20 protein-coding genes and 1 pseudogene are annotated in these 19718 nt (G+C 70.9%); 20 read left to right on the top strand and 1 reads right to left on the bottom strand.

The genetic code is table 11. The features are described from left to right. Positions 1–179 precede the first annotated feature (179 nt). The 5 genes from ACSHXC_RS11195 to ftsH all read left to right on the top strand — a co-directional run bounded on the left by ACSHXC_RS11195 (position 180) and on the right by ftsH (position 8063). Positions 180–1520 (top strand): ammonium transporter, encoded by a 1341-nt coding sequence (locus ACSHXC_RS11195; protein WP_438291440.1) that lies wholly within the window; start codon positions 180–182, stop codon positions 1518–1520. After that, complete coding sequence (locus tag ACSHXC_RS11190) at positions 1517–1855, top strand: P-II family nitrogen regulator (protein WP_438291439.1); 339 nt, start codon at positions 1517–1519, stop codon at positions 1853–1855. Before ACSHXC_RS11195 ends, ACSHXC_RS11190 begins: the two co-directional genes overlap by 4 nt. Before the next feature lie 15 nt (positions 1856–1870). Further along, positions 1871–4330, top strand: a complete 2460-nt coding sequence (locus tag ACSHXC_RS11185; protein ID WP_438291438.1) for a [protein-PII] uridylyltransferase — start codon at positions 1871–1873, stop codon at positions 4328–4330. Between the two features lie 112 nt (positions 4331–4442). Next, entirely contained in the window at positions 4443–5984 is a 1542-nt protein-coding gene (gene ffh / locus ACSHXC_RS11180) for a signal recognition particle protein (RefSeq protein WP_438291437.1), read from the top strand. A gap of 231 nt (positions 5985–6215) precedes the next feature. Continuing rightward, complete coding sequence (ftsH, locus tag ACSHXC_RS11175) at positions 6216–8063, top strand: ATP-dependent zinc metalloprotease FtsH (RefSeq protein ID WP_438296526.1); 1848 nt, start codon at positions 6216–6218, stop codon at positions 8061–8063. A gap of 41 nt (positions 8064–8104) precedes the next feature. Here the strand turns inward: ftsH and ACSHXC_RS11170 are convergent, their stop codons facing one another. After that, positions 8105–8968 carry an SAM-dependent methyltransferase gene (locus ACSHXC_RS11170; protein ID WP_438291436.1) on the bottom strand — a complete coding sequence of 288 codons (864 nt, stop codon included), beginning with the start codon at positions 8966–8968 and terminating at the stop codon, positions 8105–8107. Between the two features lie 198 nt (positions 8969–9166). Between ACSHXC_RS11170 and proS the strand changes: the two genes are divergently transcribed. The 15 genes and pseudogenes from proS to ACSHXC_RS11095 form a co-directional block, all read left to right on the top strand. Then, positions 9167–10579 carry a proline--tRNA ligase gene (proS, locus tag ACSHXC_RS11165; RefSeq protein ID WP_438291435.1) on the top strand — a complete coding sequence of 471 codons (1413 nt, stop codon included), beginning with the start codon at positions 9167–9169 and terminating at the stop codon, positions 10577–10579. Between the two features lie 281 nt (positions 10580–10860). Next, positions 10861–11463 carry a hypothetical protein gene (locus ACSHXC_RS11160; protein WP_189968168.1) on the top strand — a complete coding sequence of 201 codons (603 nt, stop codon included), beginning with the start codon at positions 10861–10863 and terminating at the stop codon, positions 11461–11463. Positions 11464–11698: 235 nt separating this feature from the next. Next, positions 11699–12136, top strand: a complete 438-nt coding sequence (gene rpsP / locus ACSHXC_RS11155) for a 30S ribosomal protein S16 (protein ID WP_053727931.1) — start codon at positions 11699–11701, stop codon at positions 12134–12136. A gap of 2 nt (positions 12137–12138) precedes the next feature. Further along, complete coding sequence (locus tag ACSHXC_RS11150) at positions 12139–12378, top strand: RNA-binding protein (protein ID WP_005311361.1); 240 nt, start codon at positions 12139–12141, stop codon at positions 12376–12378. Between the two features lie 168 nt (positions 12379–12546). Beyond that, positions 12547–13125, top strand: a complete 579-nt coding sequence (rimM, locus tag ACSHXC_RS11145) for a ribosome maturation factor RimM (RefSeq protein WP_438291434.1) — start codon at positions 12547–12549, stop codon at positions 13123–13125. Beyond that, a complete protein-coding gene (gene trmD / locus ACSHXC_RS11140) occupies positions 13125–13946 on the top strand; it encodes a tRNA (guanosine(37)-N1)-methyltransferase TrmD (protein WP_399489136.1) in 822 nt (273 codons plus the stop codon). Before rimM ends, trmD begins: the two co-directional genes overlap by 1 nt. Positions 13947–14074: 128 nt before the next feature. Then, entirely contained in the window at positions 14075–14425 is a 351-nt protein-coding gene (gene rplS, locus ACSHXC_RS11135; protein ID WP_053727934.1) for a 50S ribosomal protein L19, read from the top strand. A gap of 56 nt (positions 14426–14481) precedes the next feature. Then, positions 14482–15255, top strand: a complete 774-nt coding sequence (lepB, locus tag ACSHXC_RS11130; protein WP_438291432.1) for a signal peptidase I — start codon at positions 14482–14484, stop codon at positions 15253–15255. After that, a complete protein-coding gene (lepB, locus tag ACSHXC_RS11125; protein WP_438291431.1) occupies positions 15248–16444 on the top strand; it encodes a signal peptidase I in 1197 nt (398 codons plus the stop codon). The genes lepB (ACSHXC_RS11130) and lepB (ACSHXC_RS11125) overlap by 8 nt, the downstream gene beginning before the upstream one ends. Continuing rightward, on the top strand, positions 16389–17243 hold the full coding sequence (gene lepB / locus ACSHXC_RS11120; protein WP_438291430.1) for a signal peptidase I: 855 nt from the start codon (positions 16389–16391) through the stop codon (positions 17241–17243). Before lepB (ACSHXC_RS11125) ends, lepB (ACSHXC_RS11120) begins: the two co-directional genes overlap by 56 nt. Before the next feature lie 104 nt (positions 17244–17347). After that, positions 17348–18091, top strand: a complete 744-nt coding sequence (lepB, locus tag ACSHXC_RS11115; RefSeq protein ID WP_438291429.1) for a signal peptidase I — start codon at positions 17348–17350, stop codon at positions 18089–18091. A 4-nt stretch (positions 18092–18095) separates the two neighbouring features. Next, positions 18096–18581: an NUDIX hydrolase gene (locus tag ACSHXC_RS11110; RefSeq protein WP_438291428.1), complete on the top strand. Its 486-nt coding sequence runs from the start codon at positions 18096–18098 to the stop codon at positions 18579–18581. A gap of 55 nt (positions 18582–18636) precedes the next feature. Then, entirely contained in the window at positions 18637–18945 is a 309-nt protein-coding gene (locus ACSHXC_RS11105; RefSeq protein WP_003965949.1) for a DUF2469 domain-containing protein, read from the top strand. Positions 18946–19092: 147 nt separating this feature from the next. Then, positions 19093–19467, top strand: coding sequence for a YraN family protein (locus ACSHXC_RS11100; protein WP_438291427.1), 375 nt, complete (start codon positions 19093–19095; stop codon positions 19465–19467). Between the two features lies 1 nt (position 19468). After that, positions 19469–19627, top strand: a pseudogene (locus ACSHXC_RS11095) (magnesium chelatase domain-containing protein); the annotation flags it as partial. Positions 19628–19718: the final 91 nt, after the last annotated feature.

The following is a 19718-nucleotide window of genomic DNA, read 5'->3' as shown; positions in this document are numbered from 1 at the left end:
TCTGATCCGGCAGTTCACTGGCGTGTAACACGCCCGCCCCCTTCGTCACTGTGGCGAAACATCGAGCGGCACCGCCGGAAACCGCGCTGGGACAACCTCATGGCGCATAACCGGCCTCCAGCCAGTTCCCGCCCGAGTAACGCCCCCGCACGGGCCGTACCGACGACGAGGAGACGCCGATGCCTCCAGGCATCACGCTCGCAGCTGACGCTCCGCAGCTGTCCAGCGCCAACACCGGATTCATGCTGATCTGCTCAGCGCTGGTGATGATCATGACGCCCGGACTCGCCTTCTTCTACGGAGGCATGGTCCGCGTCAAGAGCACCCTGAACATGCTGATGATGAGCTTCATCAGCCTCGGCATCGTCACGATCCTGTGGGTGCTCTACGGATTCAGCCTGGCCTTCGGCGAGAGCAACGGCTTCATCGGCTGGTCCAAGGACTACTTCGGGCTCAGCGGCATCGGCCTGGTCCAGCTCTGGCCCGGATACTCCATCCCGATCTACGTCTTCGCCGTCTTCCAGCTGATGTTCGCGGTCATCACGCCCGCGCTCATAAGCGGCGCCCTCGCCGACCGTGTCAAGTTCACCGCCTGGTCGCTGTTCACCGCTCTGTGGGTCACCGTCGTCTACTTCCCCGTGGCGCACTGGGTGTGGGCCTCGGACGGCTGGCTCTTCAAGAAGGGCGTCATCGACTTCGCCGGCGGTACGGCGGTGCACATCAACGCGGGTGCGGCCGCCCTCGGCGTGATCCTGGTCATCGGCAAGCGCGTCGGCTTCAAGAAGGACCCGATGCGGCCGCACAGCCTGCCGCTCGTCATGCTCGGCGCGGGCCTGCTGTGGTTCGGCTGGTTCGGCTTCAACGCGGGCTCCTGGCTCGGCAACGACGACGGCGTGGGCGCCGTGATGTTCGTGAACACCCAGGTCGCCACGGCCGCCGCCATGCTCGCCTGGCTGCTGTACGAGAAGCTCCGCCACGGCTCCTTCACCACACTCGGCGCCGCCTCCGGAGCGGTCGCGGGCCTCGTCGCCATCACCCCGTCCGGCGGCTGCGTCAGCCCGCTCGGCGCGATCGCGGTGGGCGCCATCGCGGGTGTCCTGTGCGCCATGGCCGTCGGCCTCAAGTACCGCTTCGGATTCGACGACTCGCTCGACGTCGTCGGCGTCCACATGGTCGGCGGCATCACCGGCTCGCTGCTCGTCGGCCTCTTCGCCACCGGCGGCGTACAGTCCCCCGCCAAGGGCCTCTTCTACGGAGGCGGCCTGGACCAGCTCGGCAAGCAGGCCATCGGCGTCGGCGCGGTCCTCGGCTACTCGCTGGTGGTCTCGGCGGTCCTCGCCCTCCTGCTCGACAAGACGATCGGGATGCGGGTCCCCGAGGACGACGAGATCTCCGGCATCGACCAGGTCGAGCACGCCGAGACGGCGTACGACTTCAGCGGCGCGGGCGGCGGAACCGCCCCCCGCAAGACCGTGTCGGTCCCGGGCGAAGCGGCAGCGAACAAGAAGGTGGACGCATGAAGCTCATCACCGCGGTCGTCAAGCCGCACCGGCTCGACGAGATCAAGCAGGCCCTCCAGGCCTTCGGCGTCCACGGCCTGACCGTCACCGAGGCCAGCGGATACGGGCGCCAGCGCGGCCACACCGAGGTCTACCGCGGCGCCGAGTACACCGTCGACCTCGTACCCAAGATCCGCATAGAGGTCCTGGCCGAGGACGACGACGCCGAGGAACTGATCGACGTCGTGGTCAAGGCGGCCCGCACCGGAAAGATCGGCGACGGCAAGGTGTGGAGCGTGCCGGTCGAGACCGCGGTCCGGGTGCGCACCGGCGAACGCGGACCTGACGCACTGTAGGCAAGGAGCTGCTGGGTGACGAGCGTTGAAGTGAGTACCGAATCCTGTGACGACGACTCGGAGCCCGGCGGTTACGCGGCGGCCCGGCTGCGCCTTCTCACCGAGAAGGGGCGGTCCGGGCCGCCGCGCCGTGCGGCGCTGGCCGAGCTGACCGACGACTGGCTCGCCGCGCTGTTCGCCGGCGCCGCCGAGGAGGCCGGGGTGGCGGGCGCGTCCCTCGTGGCGGTCGGCGGCTACGGGCGCGGTGAACTCTCCCCACGCAGCGATCTGGACCTGCTGCTCCTGCACGACGGGCGGGCCGACGCCGGGGCCCTCGCCCTGCTCGCCGACCGGATCTGGTACCCGGTGTGGGACCTCGGCCTCGCCCTCGACCACTCCGTACGCACTCCCGCCCAGGCCCGCAAGACGGCGGGCGAGGACCTCAAGGTGCAGCTCGGCCTCCTTGACGCCCGCCATCTCGCGGGCGACCTCGCCATGACGTCCGCGCTGCGCACCGCGGTCCTCGCCGACTGGCGCAACCTCGCCCCCAAGCGGCTGCCCGAACTCGACGAGCTGTGCCGCGAACGGGCCCAGCGCCAGGGCGAGTTGCAGTACCTCCTCGAAGGCGACCTCAAGGAGGCCAGGGGCGGTCTGCGGGACGCCACCGCCCTGCGCGCGGTCGCCGCGTCCTGGCTCGCGGACGCCCCGAGGGAAGGCCTCGCCGAGGCCAGGCGCCGCCTCCTGGACGTCCGTGACGCGCTGCACCTGTGCACCGGCCGCGCCACCGACCGCCTCGCCCTCCAGGAACAGGACGCCGTCGCGGCCGAACTGGAGCTCCTGGACGCCGATGTGATGCTCCGTCAGGTCTCGGAGGCGGCCCGCGTCATCTCCTACGCCGGCGACGTCACCTGGCGCGAGGTCGGCCGGGTGCTGCGCGCCCGCTCCGCCCGGCCGCGGCTGACCCGGCTGTTCGGCGGCGGCCGCACCGGCGCCCCCGAGCGCACCCCGCTCGCCGAGGGCGTCGTGGAACAGGACGGCGAGGTCGTGCTCGCGCTGACCGCCCGCCCCGAGAAGGACCCGGCCCTCGCACTGCGCGCCGCCGCCGCGGCCGCCCAGGCGGGGCTGCCCATCTCCCTGCACGCGGTACGCCGCCTGGCGGCCACCGCCAAGCCGCTGCCCACGCCCTGGCCCGCAGAGGCCCGCGAACAGCTCGTCACGCTGCTCGGCGCGGGGGAGTCCACCGTCCCCGTCTGGGAGGCCCTCGAAGCGGAAGGCCTCGTCACGCGGCTGCTGCCCGACTGGGAGCGCGTACGCTGCCGGCCCCAGCGCAACGCCGTGCACACCTGGACCGTCGACCGCCACCTCGTCGAGACCGCCGTGCGCGCCTCGCACCTGACCCGCCGGGTGCACCGCCCCGACCTGCTCCTGGTCGCCGCCCTCCTGCACGACATCGGCAAGGGCTGGCCCGGCGACCACTCGGTGGTGGGCGAGACCATCGCCCGCGACGTCGCCGCGCGGATCGGCTTCGACGCCGCCGACGGGGCCGTGATCGCCACCCTCGTACGCCATCACCTCCTCCTCATCGAGACCGCGACCCGGCGCGACCTGGACGACCCGGCGACCGTGCGCTCGGTCGCGGAGGCCGTCGGCTCGACCGGAACCCTTGAGCTGCTGCACGCCCTCACCGAGGCCGACGCGCTGGCCACCGGGCCCGCCGCCTGGTCCTCCTGGCGCGGCTCGCTCGTCGCGGACCTGGTCGAGCGGGCCTCGGCGGTCCTCGCCGGAAAGACCGCCGACCCCGAGCCCGCGGCGATCACCGCCGAACAGGAACGCCTCGCCGTCGAGGCCCACCGCACCGGAGGGCCCGTCCTCGCCCTGCGGGCCCGGGCGGAGGGACCGGACGAGCAGGAACCCCTCGGCGTGGAGCTCCTCGTCGCCGTCCCCGACCAGCCGGCCGTGCTGCCCGTGACGGCCGGGGTCCTCGCCCTGCACCGCCTCACCGTGCGCGCCGCGGAACTGCGCGCCCTCGAACTCCCCGACCCGGTCGGCGGCTGCGTACTCCTGCTGAACTGGCGGGTCGCCGCCGAGTACGGCTCGCTGCCGCAGGCGGCCCGGCTGCGGGCCGATCTGGTGCGGGCGCTGGAGGGCTCCCTCGACATCGAGAGCCGCCTGGCCGAACGCGAGGCCGCCTACCCGCGCCGCCGGGGGGCGCAGGCACCGCCGCCCCGGGTGACGGTGGCCCCCTCCGCCTCCCGGCACGCCACCGTCATCGAGGTGCGCGCCCAGGACGTGCCCGGGCTCCTGCACCGCATCGGCCACGCCCTGGAGACGGCGGGCGTACGGGTGCGCTCCGCGCATGTCTCGACGCTGGGGTCGAACGCCGTGGACGCCTTCTACGTGACGGACGCGGAGGGCGCGGCGCTGGCGCCACAGGAGGCGGCCGAGGTGGCGGGGCAGCTGGAGTCGGCGCTGGGAGCCGCACCCGGCCCCGGGTAGAGCCACCCCATGAGGGAGGCCCTCCGCAGGCACCCCCGCGCACCCCCATCCGCCGGGATACCCTGGGGGACGTTCACCCGACCGCCCCACGAGCCGAGGACCCGCGACCACCGTGTTCGATACCCTTTCCGACCGCCTGAGTGCGACGTTCAAGAACCTCCGGGGCAAAGGACGCTTGAGCGAGGCGGACATCGACGCCACGGCGCGCGAGATCCGCATCGCGCTCCTGGAAGCCGACGTCGCGCTGCCCGTAGTCCGCGCCTTCATCAAGCAGGTCAAGGAGCGCGCGTCCGGCATCGAGGTCTCCCAGGCCCTCAACCCCGCCCAGCAGGTCGTCAAGATCGTCAACGAGGAGCTCATCGGCATCCTCGGCGGTGAGACCCGGCGCCTGCGGTTCGCCAAGAACCCGCCGACCGTGATCATGCTCGCGGGCCTCCAGGGTGCGGGTAAGACCACCCTCGCCGGAAAGCTCGGCAAGTGGCTCAAGGGGCAGGGGCACTCTCCGCTCCTGGTCGCCTGTGACCTCCAGCGCCCCAACGCCGTCAACCAGCTGAGCGTCGTCGCCGAGCGCGCCGGTGTCGCGGTCTACGCGCCGGAGCCGGGCAACGGCGTCGGCAACCCGGTCAAGGTCGCCCAGGACTCGATCGAGTTCGCCCGGTCCAAGCAGTACGACGTGGTCGTCGTCGACACCGCCGGACGCCTCGGCATCGACCAGGAGCTGATGCAGCAGGCCGCGGACATCCGCGACGCCGTCAGCCCCGACGAGGTCCTCTTCGTCGTCGACGCGATGATCGGCCAGGACGCGGTCAACACCGCCGAGGCCTTCCGCGACGGCGTGGGCTTCGACGGCGTGGTGCTCTCCAAGCTCGACGGCGACGCCCGTGGTGGCGCGGCGCTCTCGATCGCCCACGTCACGGGCAAGCAGATCATGTTCGCCTCCAACGGCGAGAAGCTGGAGGACTTCGACGCCTTCCATCCGGACCGGATGGCCTCCCGCATCCTCGACATGGGTGACCTGCTCACCCTGATCGAGCAGGCGGAGAAGACGTTCAGCCAAGAAGAGGCCGAGAAGATGGCCTCCAAGCTGGCGTCGAGCAAGGGCAAGGACTTCACGCTCGACGACTTCCTGGCCCAGATGGAGCAGGTCCGCAAGATGGGCTCCATCTCCAAGCTGCTCGGCATGCTGCCCGGCATGGGGCAGATCAAGGACCAGATCAACAACATCGACGAGCGGGACGTGGACCGCACCGCGGCCATCATCAAGTCGATGACCCCCGGCGAGCGCCACGACCCGACGATCATCAACGGCTCGCGCCGGGCCCGTATCGCCAAGGGCTCCGGCGTCGAGGTCAGCGCCGTCAAGAACCTGGTCGAGCGGTTCTTCGACGCCCGCAAGATGATGTCCCGCATGGCCCAGGGCGGCGGAATGCCGGGCATGCCGGGGATGCCGGGCATGGGCGGCGGCCCCGGCCGGCAGAAGAAGCAGATCAAGCAGGCCAAGGGCAAGCGCAAGAGCGGCAACCCGATGAAGCGCAAGGCGGAGGAGGCCGCGGCCGCCGAGCGCAAGGCGCAGGGCGGCGCGCTCGGCCTGCCGGCCGCCGAGGAGCAGAAGAACTTCGAGCTGCCCGACGAGTTCAAGAAGTTCATGGGCTGACCGCCCGCAGTCGTGCGAGTGGGGCGCTTCCCGGCCGGTCCGGGGAGCGCCCCACGCGTATCCGGGCGACCCGTCGGGACCGCCCGGAATGCCTTATTTATACGAGTCTCCAATAATGGCGCGTACCGGCCATGAGGAGAGCCCGTGCCCAGTTCCGTACCCCCGCGCGACCGCCCCGATCAGCCGTGGCGCTCGGAAGGAGCGCCACCGCCGCCCGCGCCGAAGAAGAAGATGCCCGGCGGCTGGGGCCGGCTGATCCTCACCGCGCTGATCGTGTACCTGATCACCAACCTGATCCTGTCGTTCTTCAACGACGGCGACGAGCCGACCGTCTCGTACACCGAATTCAGCAAGCAGGTCACGGCCGGCAACGTCTCGAAGATCTACGCCAAGGGCGACGCCATCCAGGGCCAGCTCAAGAACAAGGCGCCGGTCCCCTCCGGCGAGGGCAGCGGCGACTACACCAAATTCACCACCCAGCGGCCGACCTTCGCCGACGACGACCTGTGGGCCCAGCTGACCAAGCAGAACGTCACGGTCACCGCCGAGCCCGTCGTCGAGCACCGCAGCTTCCTCGCCAACCTGCTCATCTCGCTCGCCCCGATGCTCCTGCTCGTCGTCCTGTGGGTGTTCATCGCCCGCCGCATGAGCGCGGGGCTCGGCGGCGGCGCGGGCGGCATGCTCGGCCGCAAGACGCCGCCCAAACCGGTCGAGATGGGGCCCGACGGCAAGCGCACCACCTTCGAGGACGTGGCCGGCATCGACGAGGTCGAGGGCGAGCTCAACGACGTCGTCGACTTCCTCAAGAACCCGGACGCCTATCGCGCGATGGGCGCGAAGATGCCCGGCGGCGTCCTGCTCGCGGGCCCGCCCGGCACCGGCAAGACGCTGCTCGCCCGGGCGGTCGCGGGGGAGGCCGGGGTGCCGTTCTTCTCCGCGTCGGCCTCCGAGTTCATCGAGATGATCGTGGGCGTGGGCGCCTCGCGGGTACGCGAACTCTTCGCCGAGGCCCGCAAGGTGGCCCCCGCGATCGTCTTCATCGACGAGATCGACACCATCGGCCGGGCCCGCGGCGGCGGCTCCGGCATGGGCGGGCACGACGAGCGCGAACAGACCCTGAACCAGATCCTCACCGAGATGGACGGCTTCTCCGGCTCCGAGGGCGTCATCGTGCTCGCCGCCACCAACCGGTCCGACGTCCTGGACCCGGCGCTCACCCGGCCCGGCCGCTTCGACCGCATCGTCCACGTCAGCCCGCCCGACCGGGGCGGCCGCGAGGCCATCCTGAAGATCCACACCCGCGAGATCCCGATGGACCGGGACGTCGACCTGGAGCAGGTCGCCCGCACCACCCCGGGCATGACCGGCGCCGAACTCGCCAACCTCGCCAACGAGGCGGCCCTGCTCGCCGTCAAACGCCAGCAGCGCGAGGTCACCCAGTCCGACCTCTCCGACGCCCTGGAAAAGGTCCAACTCGGCGCAGAGCGGCCCCTGGTGATGCCGTACGAGGAGCGCCGCCGCACCGCGTACCACGAGAGCGGGCACGCGCTGCTCGGCATGCTCCAGCCCGGCGCCGACCCGGTCCGCAAGGTCACCATCGTGCCGCGCGGCCGGGCGCTCGGCGTCACCCTGTCCACCCCCGACTCCGACAAGTACGCGTACACCGAGGAGTATCTGCGCGGCCGGATCATCGGGGCGCTCGGCGGCATGGCGGCCGAGCAACTCGTCTTCGACGTGATCACCACCGGCGCCGAGAACGACCTGGAGCAGGTCACCAACATCGTGCGCGGCATGGTCGGGCGCTGGGGCATGAGCGAGAAGATCGGCCCGCTGTCCGCGCTGCCGAGCGACGCCCAGCAGGCCTACGGGCTCTCGGCCGCGCCCGGCACCCTGGACGCCATCGCCGTCGAGATGCGCCGCATCGTGGACGAGTGCTACGAGACGGCGGTCCGGCTGCTGCGCGAGAACCGCGACAAGCTGGACTCCCTCGCCGAGGCCCTGCTCGCCAACGAGACCCTGGAGGAGGAGGCCGCCTACCAGGCGGCCGGCATCCCCCGCCTGTCCAAGGCGGGAGCCTAGCCCCTCTCAACTGCCTTATAAGAGGCCGCTGTTACGGACTTTCACGGGGTGCGGGCGATCAGATAACGGAAGACATTGGGCATCCACACCGTGCCGTCGCGCCGGACATGGCCGTGCAGCGCCTCAGTGAGCTCCTTCTCCACCTGGGCCTGGTCGGTGGCCCGGGCCGCCGCGTCGAAGGCCCCCGTCGACATCAGGCCCCGTACCGCACTGTCCAGATCCGCATAGCCGAACGGGCACGCCACCCGGCCCGAGCCGTCCGGCTTGAGCCCGGCGCGCGCGGCCACGTCCTCCAGGTCGTCGCGCGCGCTCGGCCGCCAGCGCGGGGCGTCGCTCAGGCGGGTGGTCAGCCGGGTCGCCACCCGCAGCACCGCCGAGGTGGCGCACCGCTCCGGCGGCCCCCAGCCGGCCAGGACCACGGCGCTCCCGCGCTCCGCGAGCGCGACGGCCGCCTCCAGCGTCGACACCAGGCCTTCCGTATCGCCGGCCGCACAGCCGATGGGCTCAAAAGCGGTGATCAAGTTGTACGGGGGGCGGCCCGGCTCCCTGGTGTCGGCGGGGGAGCCCGCCACGAGGCGGCTCGCGCCCATCCCCGGCGCGCCGTCCCGCCCGGCCCCGGGCACCAGGCGCTCGCGCGCCAGCGCGAGGCGCGCGGCACGCTCGGGGCGGTCGACGCCGGTCACCGCCGCCCCGCGCGAGGCCGCGATAAGCAGCGCCAGCCCCGAGCCGCAGCCGAGCCCGAGCAGCCGGGTGCCCGGCCCCACGTCGAGCCGTTCGTACACCGCCTCGATGAGGGGGACGAGCATCCGTTCCTGGATCTCCGCCCAGTCCCGCGCGCGCCCGGTCGTGCCCGCCGAGGGGGCGGAGGCCGTGCGGGACTGATGCCGGACGAGCGTTGGTGTCATGGAAAGCGCCCCAATCCGCCGAGAGGTCAGCTGTGCCCTGATTGACAGCCCCCCGTGAATGTCCGTACGCACTTCCCCCGTATGCCAGGGAACTCCGCATCCCGCCCCGCGTCCAGAGGGCGGAGCCAGGAAGCGAGGACCAGGTGCGGCCGGAAGGCGATTCACGCTCACCGACCCGTGCGCCGTACCATTCGCGCCATGGCAAAGGCACCCGTTCTCACGCCCCAGGCGGAAGACTTTCCCCGCTGGTACCAGGATCTGATCAACAAGGCCGAGCTCGCGGACAACGGGCCCGTGCGCGGCACCATGGTGATCCGACCTTACGGCTACGGCCTGTGGGAACGGATGCAGCAGGAGATGGACGCACGCATCAAGGACGCGGGCGCCCAGAACGCCTACTTCCCGCTCTTCATCCCCCAGTCTTACCTGACTCGCGAGGCTGAGCACGTCGAGGGCTTCGCGCCCGAGCTCGCGGTGGTCACGCACGGTGGCGGCAAGGAGCTCGAAGAGCCCGTCGTGGTGCGCCCCACCTCCGAGACGATCATCAACGACTACTTCTCGAAGTGGGTCCAGAGCTACCGCGACCTGCCGCTGCTCATCAACCAGTGGGCGAACGTGGTCCGTTGGGAGATGCGCCCGCGCGTCTTCCTCCGTACGAGCGAATTCCTGTGGCAGGAGGGGCACACCGCCCACGCCACCTACGAGGACGCCCGCGACTACGCCGCACGCATCCACCGCGACGTCTACGCCGACTTCATGATCAACGTCCTCGGCATCGACGTGGTCCTCGGCCGCAAGACCGCCAAGGAGCGCTTCGCCGGAGCCATCAACACCCTCACCCTCGAAGGGATGATGGGCGACGGCAAGGCGCTGCAGATGGGTACCAGCCACGAGCTCGGCACCAACTTCGCCAAGGCCTTCAACACCCAGTACCTGTCGAGGGACGGCAAGCAGGAACTCGTCTGGCAGACCTCCTGGGGCGTCTCCACCCGCATGGTCGGCGGGCTGATCATGTCGCACGGCGACGACAACGGGCTGCGGGTGCCGCCGCGGCTCGCCGCCGTCCAGGTCGTCGTCATGGCGATCAAGGGCGACGAGGCCGTCACCAAGGTCCGCGAACTCGGCGATCACCTCAAGACCGCGGGCCTGCGCGTCCAGGTCGACGACCGTGTGGACACCCCGTTCGGCCGCCGCGCCGTCGACTGGGAGCTCAAGGGCGTCCCCGTACGCATCGAGATCGGCCCCCGCGACCTTACGAGCGGCACCGCGATGCTGGCCCGCCGCATCCCCGGAGGCAAGGAGCCCGTCTCGATCGACGCGCTCGCCACGCTGCTGCCCACCGTCCTCGAAGAGGACCAGGCGCTGCTCCTGAAGCAGTCCCGCGAGCGCCGAGAGTCCCGTACGAGCGAGGTCGCCACCCTCGACGAGGCGGCCGAGGCCGCGGTCGCCGGCGGCTGGGCGCGCATCCCGTGGGCGGACCTCGGCCCCGAGGGCGAGGCCAAGCTCGCCGAACAGGCCGTGTCCGTACGCTGTCTGGTCGCCGAGGACGGGTCGGTGCCCGAGGCCGACGACGCGCCCGGTACGGTCGCGATCGTGGCCCGCGCCTACTGAGGGGAACCGGGCCCGGCACACCTGGCGCACAAGCCGCCAGGAGTCGGCCGAAACGGCCCTTGCGCACCACCTGACAACGGCCGCCCCGGCGCGCAGACTTCACCTACGCGCTGGGGCGTACGCGCCGCTACGTCATACCTTGGTGTGAGCTGTGAGCCTTCTCCGCAGATCAGCGCACCCGCCCTCGTCCGCACGCATCAATGCCAACTGACGGGTACGAGCAAATTATTTGGGATGCCCCGGAATAGGAACACAGCGGCCCTGCGGCTCGTTGTCACGACGTGAGCACGACACCACCTGTTCTCGCCGCAGAGCTGGCACAGGCGTGGGCCGACATTCAGCGGTACCACCCCGAGCTGCCGGACCTAGCCGCGCCCGAGTCCCTGATCGGAGAGTCGTCGTCCGCCTGCGGCGCCGAGCTCTCCTTCGAGCGACTGCTCCATGAGGCAGTCCACGGCATTGCCGCCGCCCGCGGGGTCCGCGACACCTCCCGCGCCGGCCGCTATCACAACCGGAGATTCCTGGCGATCGCCGAGGAGCTCGGCCTCGACCACACGGAGGAACCGCACCCCAGCAGCGGCTTCTCCCTGGTCACGCTGAACGCCGAGGCAAGGCGTCGCTACCGGCCCACCATCGAACGGCTGCAGCGCGCGCTCAAGGCCCACACCGTCGCCACGGCCGCCGACACCAAGCGCTCCTTCCGCGGACCTGCCGCCCGGCACGGCTCCTCCGGAGGCGGCGTGCGGGTCAAGGCCGTCTGCGACTGCGGGCGCAACGTGCGCGTGGTCCCCTCTGTGCTCGCCCAGGCGCCGATCGTCTGCGGCGGCTGCGGAAAGCCGTTCCGCATCCCGGAAGGGGCCGAAGTGGTCGCCGCGGTCGGCTGACCCCGGGCCCCGCCGCCGGCAGGGGCGGCAGGTCCGGGGGAGCGAGCCACCGGGGGTGCCCCACGGACCCCCGGCGTGCGCACTCCAGGCGTGTGGCACAATGGCTAGCTGTACTCGACAGCCGCACAGGAACCCTCTCGCCTCCGGCTGACGCGTCCATCGGGCACCCGAGTACCGCAACCCCACGTGGCATCTCATGTGCCCAACCACGTCAAGACCAGGAGACACCACTCCAGTGGCAGTCAAGATCAAGCTCAAGCGCCTCGGCAAGATTCGCCAGCCGCACTACCGCATCGTCGTCGCCGACGCCCGCACTCGCCGTGACGGTCGCGCGATCGAGGAAATCGGTCTCTACCACCCGACGTACAACCCGTCGCGCATCGAGGTCAACGCCGAGCGTGCGCAGTACTGGCTGTCCGTCGGCGCCCAGCCGACCGAGGCCGTCCTCGCCATCCTGAAGCTCACCGGCGACTGGCAGGCGCACAAGGGCCTCCCGGCCCCCGCGCCGCTGCTCCAGCCGGAGACGAAGGAAGACAAGCGCGCTTCCTTCGAGGCCTTCGCCAAGACCCTCGAGGGCGACGACGCCAAGGGTGAGGCCATCACCCAGAAGGCGAAGAAGACCGAGAAGAAGGCGGACGAGGCCGAGGCCGCCGCCGAGTCGACCGAGGCCTGAGCATGCTCGAGGAGGCTCTCGAGCACCTCGTGAAGGGCATCGTCGACAACCCCGACGACGTGCAGGTCGCCTCGCGCAACCTGCGCCGGGGGCGCGTGCTGGAGGTCCGGGTCCACCCCGACGACCTCGGCAAGGTGATCGGCCGCAACGGCCGTACCGCCCGCGCCCTGCGCACCGTCGTGGGCGCAATCGGCGGACGTGGCATCCGTGTCGACCTCGTCGACGTGGACCAGGTTCGCTGACCAGTTGGGTCGCTTTACCTAGATACGCCGGCTCGGGCCGGGGAGGGCTTCTGGCCTTCCCCGGCCCGCAGTCGTATTCCGGGCCATAGTGGTACGAAGGCCGCGGCCGCACCGAGGCCGCGACGGTCTGCAGTTCGTTGTCGGAAGTTGTCCGAAGGAGAAGCAAGCGTGCAGTTGGTAGTCGCGCGGATCGGCCGCGCCCACGGCATCAAGGGCGAGGTCACCGTCGAGGTGCGCACCGACGAGCCGGAGCTGAGGCTCGGCCCCGGCGCCGTACTCACCACCGACCCGGCGTCGGCGGGCCCGCTGACCATCGAGACCGGCCGGGTGCACAGCGGCCGGCTGCTGCTGCGCTTCGAGGGCGTACGCGACCGCAACGCCGCCGAGGCCCTGCGCAACACCCTCCTCATCGCCGACGTCGACCCGGCCGAACTGCCGGAAGAGCCCGACGAGTACTACGACCACCAGCTCATGGACCTGGACGTGGTGCTCGCCGACGGCACCGAGGTCGGCCGCATCACCGAGATCACCCACCTGCCCTCGCAGGACCTCTTCATCGTGGAGCGGCCCGACGGGACCGAGGTCATGATCCCGTTCGTCGAGCAGATCGTCACCGAGATCGACCTCGAAGCGCAGCGCGCGGTCATCGACCCGCCGCCCGGCCTCATCGACGACCGTGCCGAGATCGCCTCGGCCAGGGACGACGAGTCCGGCGACGACACCGAGAACGCCGGGGACGACAACTGATGCGGCTCGACGTCGTCACGATCTTCCCCGAGTACCTCGAACCGCTGAACGTCTCCCTGGTCGGCAAGGCCCGGGCCCGCGGCCGGCTCGACGTCCACGTCCACGACCTGCGGGACTGGACGTACGACCGGCACAACACGGTCGACGACACCCCCTACGGCGGCGGCCCCGGCATGGTCATGAAGACCGAGCCCTGGGGCGACTGCCTCGACGACGCGCTGGCGAGCGGGTACGAGTCGGGGGCGCACAGCCCGGTCCTGGTCGTGCCCACGCCCAGCGGCCGCCCCTTCACCCAGGAACTCGCCGTCGAGCTCTCCGAGCGGCCCTGGCTGATCTTCACGCCGGCCCGCTACGAGGGCATCGACCGCCGTGTCATGGACGAGTACGCGACCCGGCTCCCGGTGTACGAGGTGTCCATCGGCGACTACGTGCTCGCCGGCGGCGAAGCCGCGGTCCTGGTGATCACCGAGGCGGTGGCCCGGCTCCTGCCCGGCGTCCTCGGCAACGCCGAATCGCACCGCGACGACTCGTTCGCACCCGGCGCCATGGCCAACCTCCTCGAAGGCCCCGTCTACACCAAGCCCCCCGAGTGGCGCGGCCACGGCATCCCGGACGTCCTGCTCAGCGGCCACCACGGCAAGATCGCCCGCTGGCGCCGCGACGAGGCGTTCAAGCGCACCGCCCAGAACCGGCCCGACCTGATCGAGCGCTGCGAGGCCTCCGCCTTCGACAAGAAGGACCGCGAAACCCTCTCCATCCTCGGCTGGGCCCCCGAGCCCGGCGGCCGATTTTGGCGCAGGCCCCAGGCCGTGGAAGAATAGGCCGCTGCCGTACGCCCAGCCGGCGCCCCTGCCACAGGGGGAACGACGCCCGCCCTCCGCGCACAGCACCCCCAATTCATCTCGAATTCCGCTGATGACCTGTGGCATCAGCGAGGAAGTAGTCAGTCATGGCAAGCCTGCTCGACTCCGTCAATGCCGCCGCGCTGCGCAGCGACGTCCCGGCCTTCCGCCCGGGTGACACCGTCAACGTCCACGTCCGCGTCATCGAGGGCAACCGCTCCCGTATCCAGCAGTTCAAGGGCGTAGTCATCCGCCGCCAGGGCGCCGGTGTCTCCGAGACCTTCACGGTCCGCAAGGTCTCCTTCTCCGTCGGCGTCGAGCGCACCTTCCCGGTGAACTCCCCGATCTTCGAGAAGATCGAGGTCGTGACCCGCGGTGACGTCCGTCGCGCCAAGCTCTACTACCTCCGTGAGCTGCGCGGCAAGGCCGCGAAGATCAAGGAGAAGCGCGACCGCTGAGCCCCGGCTCACATGCGCGTACGGGTCTGACGGCGGCCGGATAAGCTCTGGCCCCGATGGACACCGAAGCACAGCACACGGAGCGCGACTCTTCCGCCACCCCCGATCCGGGGCCCGCGGAAGAGTCGCGCTCCGCGCGTTTCACCGCCCTGTCCGGCCATCTCGAAGGGCCCTGGCGCAAGACCGCGGCGCTGTTCGCGCTCTGCGTCGTCTTCCTGCTGCTGCTCAGCCACTTCGTGGTGCAGCCCTTCCTCATCCCCAGCGGCTCCATGGAGCCGGCGCTCAAGGTCGGTGACCGGGTCCTGGTCAACAAGCTCGCCTACCGCTTCGGCGGCACCCCCGAGCGCGGCGACGTCGTCGTCTTCGACGGGCGGGGCTCCTTCGTACGAGAAGGAGACGAGGGGAACCCGCTGGGGCGTGCGGTGCGTTCAGCAGGTGCGGCCCTCGGCCTGACCGAGCCTGCCGAGACGGACTACGTCAAGCGCGTCGTCGGCGTCGGCGGAGACCACGTGGTCTGCTGCGACCGGCGGGGGAGGATCCAGGTGAACGGCGCGGCCGTCGACGAGCCCTATCTGCATCCCGGAGACAGCCCCTCCCAGGTGCCCTTCGACATCGTCGTGCCCGACGGCACCCTGTGGGTCCTCGGCGACCACCGCTCCCGCTCCAGCGACTCCCGCGACCACCTCGGCGACCCCGGCGGCGGCATGGTCCCCGTGGACCGGGTGATCGGGCGGGCCGACTGGATCGGCTGGCCCTTCGGCCGGTGGACCTCGGTGGGCGGCTCCGGCGCCTTCGCGGGCGTACGGGCGCCGGGCGGGGGACATGGGTAGCCGCGGGCGGCCGCGCTCCAGTGCCCCCGCCCAGGACCAGCCGCTGCCCACCGGCACCCGGCCCACGTCCGCCGCACCGGCCCCCGGCAGGCGCGGCCAGAGCGGCCGGGCCGAGCGGCGCAGGCTCGCCCGCAAGGTCAAGCGGCGCAGACGCAGGTCGGCGGTGCGCGAGATACCCGTCCTGATCGTCGTGGCGCTGCTCATCGCCCTCGTACTGAAGACCTTCCTCGTGCAGGCCTTCGTGATCCCGTCCGGCTCGATGCAGCAGACCATCACGATCGGCGACCGCGTCCTGGTCGACAAACTCACGCCCTGGTTCGGCTCGAAGCCGGAGCGGGGCGACGTCGTCGTGTTCAAGGACCCCGGCGGCTGGCTCAAGGGCGAGCAGAAGACGGCCACCGGCGAGGACCCCGTCGTCGTCAAACAGATCAAGCAGGGCCTGACCTTCATCGGTCTGCTGCCGTCCGACAACGAGCAGGACCTGATCAAGCGCGTCATCGCGGTCGGCGGCGACACCGTGAAGTGCTGCGACAAGGACGGCAAGGTCACCGTCAACGGCCAGCCCCTCGACGAGCCGTACGTCCACCCCGGGAATCCGCCCTCGCTCATCCAATTCGAGGTAAAGGTTCCCCAGGGCCGGATCTTCGTCATGGGTGACCACCGGTCCAACTCGGCGGACTCCCGCTACCACCTCGACGACGGCCACCAGGGCACCGTCCCGGTGAGCGGAGTGGTGGGCCGCGCGGTGGTCGTGGCCTGGCCTTTCTCGCACTGGAGCAGGCTCGAAGTGCCGCCCACATTCGGCTCGGTGCCCGCCGCGCCCGGCGGCTCGGCCCTGGGTATGTCGCATAGGGTGTCGTCCCGGGATCCGGCGGCGGAGCCGGACCAAGCGACCCAGCCCCCGACCCCTGCGGAACTCCCGCTCGTTATGGGAGTGGCGGGCCTGAGCCTTGTACGGGCCAGGCGGTGGCACAGAGTGAGGAGTGGATGTGGGGGATTTGGCGGTCGGCGCACGATCCGGACGCGAAGAGCCGGAGGAGCGGCCGGAGAGCGAGCTCGCCGATTCCTCCCCGGGACCCGTCGCGGAGCACGCATCCGCGGGACCTGCGGACAGCCCCGCGACCGAGCACACCGTGCCGGCGCAGGACAGCGGGCAGGGCGGCGGTACCGGCGGCGAAGGACCCGGTGACGGCGAGGGCCGCGCCCCCAGGAAGCCGCGCTCCTTCTGGAAGGAACTGCCGCTCCTCGTCGGCATCGCGCTGGTCCTGGCCCTGTTGATCAAGACGTTCCTGGTGCAGGCCTTCTCCATCCCCTCGGACTCGATGCAGGACACCCTGCAGCGCGGGGACCGGGTGCTCGTCGACAAGTTGACCCCGTGGTTCGGCGCCGAACCGCAGCGCGGCGAGGTCGTCGTCTTCCACGACCCGGGCGGCTGGCTCGACGGCGAGCCCACGCCCAACCCGAACGCCGCGCAGAAGTTCCTCAGCTTCATCGGCCTGATGCCGTCCGCCGAGGAGAAGGACCTGATCAAGCGGGTCATCGCGGTCGGCGGCGACAAGGTCGAGTGCAAGAAGGGCGGCCCCGTCACGGTCAACGGCAAGGCCCTGAAGGAGCCGTACATCTACCCGGGCGACAGCGCCTGCGACGACATGCCGTTCGGGCCGATCACGGTGCCCCAGGGCCGGATCTGGGTGATGGGCGACCACCGCCAGAACTCGCTGGACTCCCGCTACCACCAGGAACTGACCGGCGGCGGCACGGTGTCCACCGACGAGGTCGTCGGCCGCGCCTTCACCATCGCCTGGCCGCTGAACCGCATCGACTGGCTCGGCGTCCCGGACACCTTCGACCAGCCCGGCCTGAGCGCGATGGGCACGGCAGCGCCCGCCGCCGTCGGCCTGGCCGGCGCGGTCCCGATGGTCCTGTGGCGGCGCCGCAGGCTCCTTCAAGCGCAGGTCAAGGCGGAAAGCCCGGTCGCCAAGGGCTGACCCGGCGGTGTACCGCCGGGTAGGGTGCGGTCCCGGAATGTCGATCTCCGGGGTCCCGGGATGCCGCGCGCACCCCGGGGCGCTGCCGGAAAGGGAGCGCTGCGATGAGCGGTAACGGACTGGACCACGACGGCCACGGCCGCGGTCTCGGCAGCGTGCTGTCGGGGCTGGCCGTGGCCGTCGGCTGTGTCCTCTTCCTCGGCGGGTTCGCCTGGGGCGCCGTGCAGTACAAGCCGTACACCGTGCCCACCCAGTCCATGTCGCCGACCGTCAAGGCCGGCGACCGGGTGCTGGCCCAGCGCATATCCGGCGGTGACGTCCGGCGCGGCGACGTCGTGGTGTTCACCGACAAGACCTGGGGCGACATGCCCATGGTCAAGCGCGTGGTCGGCATCGGCGGCGACACCGTGAAGTGCTGCGGCACCGACGGGAAGCTCACCGTCAACGGCCAACCGGTTGACGAACCGTATCTGCACGGCAAGACCCCCGCCTCCGGCTCGCCCTTCGACGCCAAGGTCCCGCAGGGACAGGTCTTCCTGCTCGGCGACGACCGCTACGTCTCGATGGACTCCCGCGTCCACCTGGACGACGCCGCCAACGGCTCGGTCCCGCTGTCCGCGGTCTCCGCCCGCGTGGACGCCATCGCCTGGCCCATGGACGGCATGCTGGGGCGCCCCTCGGGCTTCGAGGCGATGCCGGGTGGCATCTCGCAGCCCGGCCCGCTGAAACTGGTCCTGGGCGCCGTCGTGACCGGCGCCGTGCTGATTCTGGCCGGGGCCGCCTACGGCCCGGTCGCCGGTCTCGCCCGGCGCCGCAGGGCCCGCGCCGCCTCGCCCGCCGGGAGGTGAACCCGTGACCGAACCCCGCAAGGTCGCCAGGGTCGTCCTGCTCGACCCGGACAACCGCATCCTGCTCATGCACGGGTACGAGCCCGAAGACCCCGCCGACACCTGGTGGTTCACCCCCGGCGGCGGCCTGGAGGACGACGAGACCCGGGCCGAGGCCGCCCTGCGCGAGCTCGCGGAGGAGACCGGAATCACAGACGTCGAGCTCGGCCCCGTCCTGTGGCAGCGGATGTGCTCGTTCCCCTTCGACGGGCGCCGCTGGGACCAGGACGAGTGGTACTACCTGGCCCGTACCGCCCAGACCGAGGCGGCTCCCACGGGCCTGACGGAGCTGGAGCAGCGCAGTACCGCGGGGCTGAGGTGGTGGACCTCCGCCGAACTGTCAGCGGCGCGTGAGACGGTGTACCCGACCAGGCTCGCCGAGCTGCTGCGCACGCTGCTCGACGAGGGTCCTCCGCACGCGCCGGTGGTCCTGGCCCCGGAAATCGTTTAGGGGCCCAGGGGGCTGACGCACAATAGGGGGACGCACGGCTGAAGGGGAACATGCCATGAGCGCCGAGGACCTCGAAAAGTACGAGACCGAGATGGAGCTGAAGCTCTACCGGGAGTACCGCGACGTCGTCGGACTGTTCAAATACGTGATCGAGACCGAGCGGCGTTTCTACCTCACCAACGACTACGAGATGCAGGTGCACTCGGTCCAGGGCGAGGTGTTCTTCGAGGTGTCGATGGCGGACGCCTGGGTGTGGGACATGTACCGGCCGGCCCGATTCGTCAAGCAGGTCCGGGTCCTCACATTCAAGGACGTGAACATCGAGGAGCTGAACAAGAGCGACCTCGAACTGCCGGGCGGCTGAGCCGCCGCCCGCCGGTCTCGCCGGGGCTTCTGCCGGGCGTGGAAGGACTCCTTCGGGTGGCGGAGTTTTCCACAACCGAAGGGCTGTCCACCAAGATCCACTCGCCCGCGCCGGATGCGTGACAGTCGGTGCCGGAGGTGGTGCCGGATGAACGCTCGCGGAGCACTCGGAAAATACGGCGAAGACCTGGCGGTACGGCTGCTCGAAGCGGCCGGAATGACAGTCCTGGAACGCAACTGGCGCTGCGGCAGGACCGGCGAGATCGACATCGTCGCCAGCGATACGTCCCCCAGCGGGAGCGTGCTCGTCATCTGCGAGGTCAAGACCCGCAGAAGCGGTGCCTACGAACACCCCATGGCCGCCGTCACCCCGGCCAAGGCCGACCGTCTCAAGCGCCTGGCCGGCCATTGGCTCGCCGACCACGGAGGACCACCGCCCGGCGGCGTACGCATCGACCTCGTCGGTGTCGTACTGCCCCGCAAGGGCGCCCCGCGGGCCGAACACGTGCGAGGGGTGGCCTGACATGGGATTCGCACGCACCTGCTCGGTCGCCCTCGTCGGCGTCGAAGGAGTCGTCGTCGAGGTCCAGGCCGACCTCGAACCCGGCGTCGCCGCCTTCACTCTCGTCGGCCTCCCCGACAAGAGCCTCGCCGAGAGCCGTGACCGGGTTCGGGCGGCCGTCGCCTTCCCTGTCAAGTCAGCGTGTCGAGACTTTCCAAGGGCCCGGAGGGCCCGTCTGTCGGCTTGTGGCAGGGGCGCCGGAGGCGCCCCTG

The organism is Streptomyces sp. HUAS TT7 (assembly GCF_051550175.1).
Taxonomy (GTDB): domain Bacteria; phylum Actinomycetota; class Actinomycetes; order Streptomycetales; family Streptomycetaceae; genus Streptomyces.
Note: the sequence above shows the minus strand (reverse complement) of the source record. Positions and strands in the feature narration are given on the sequence as shown.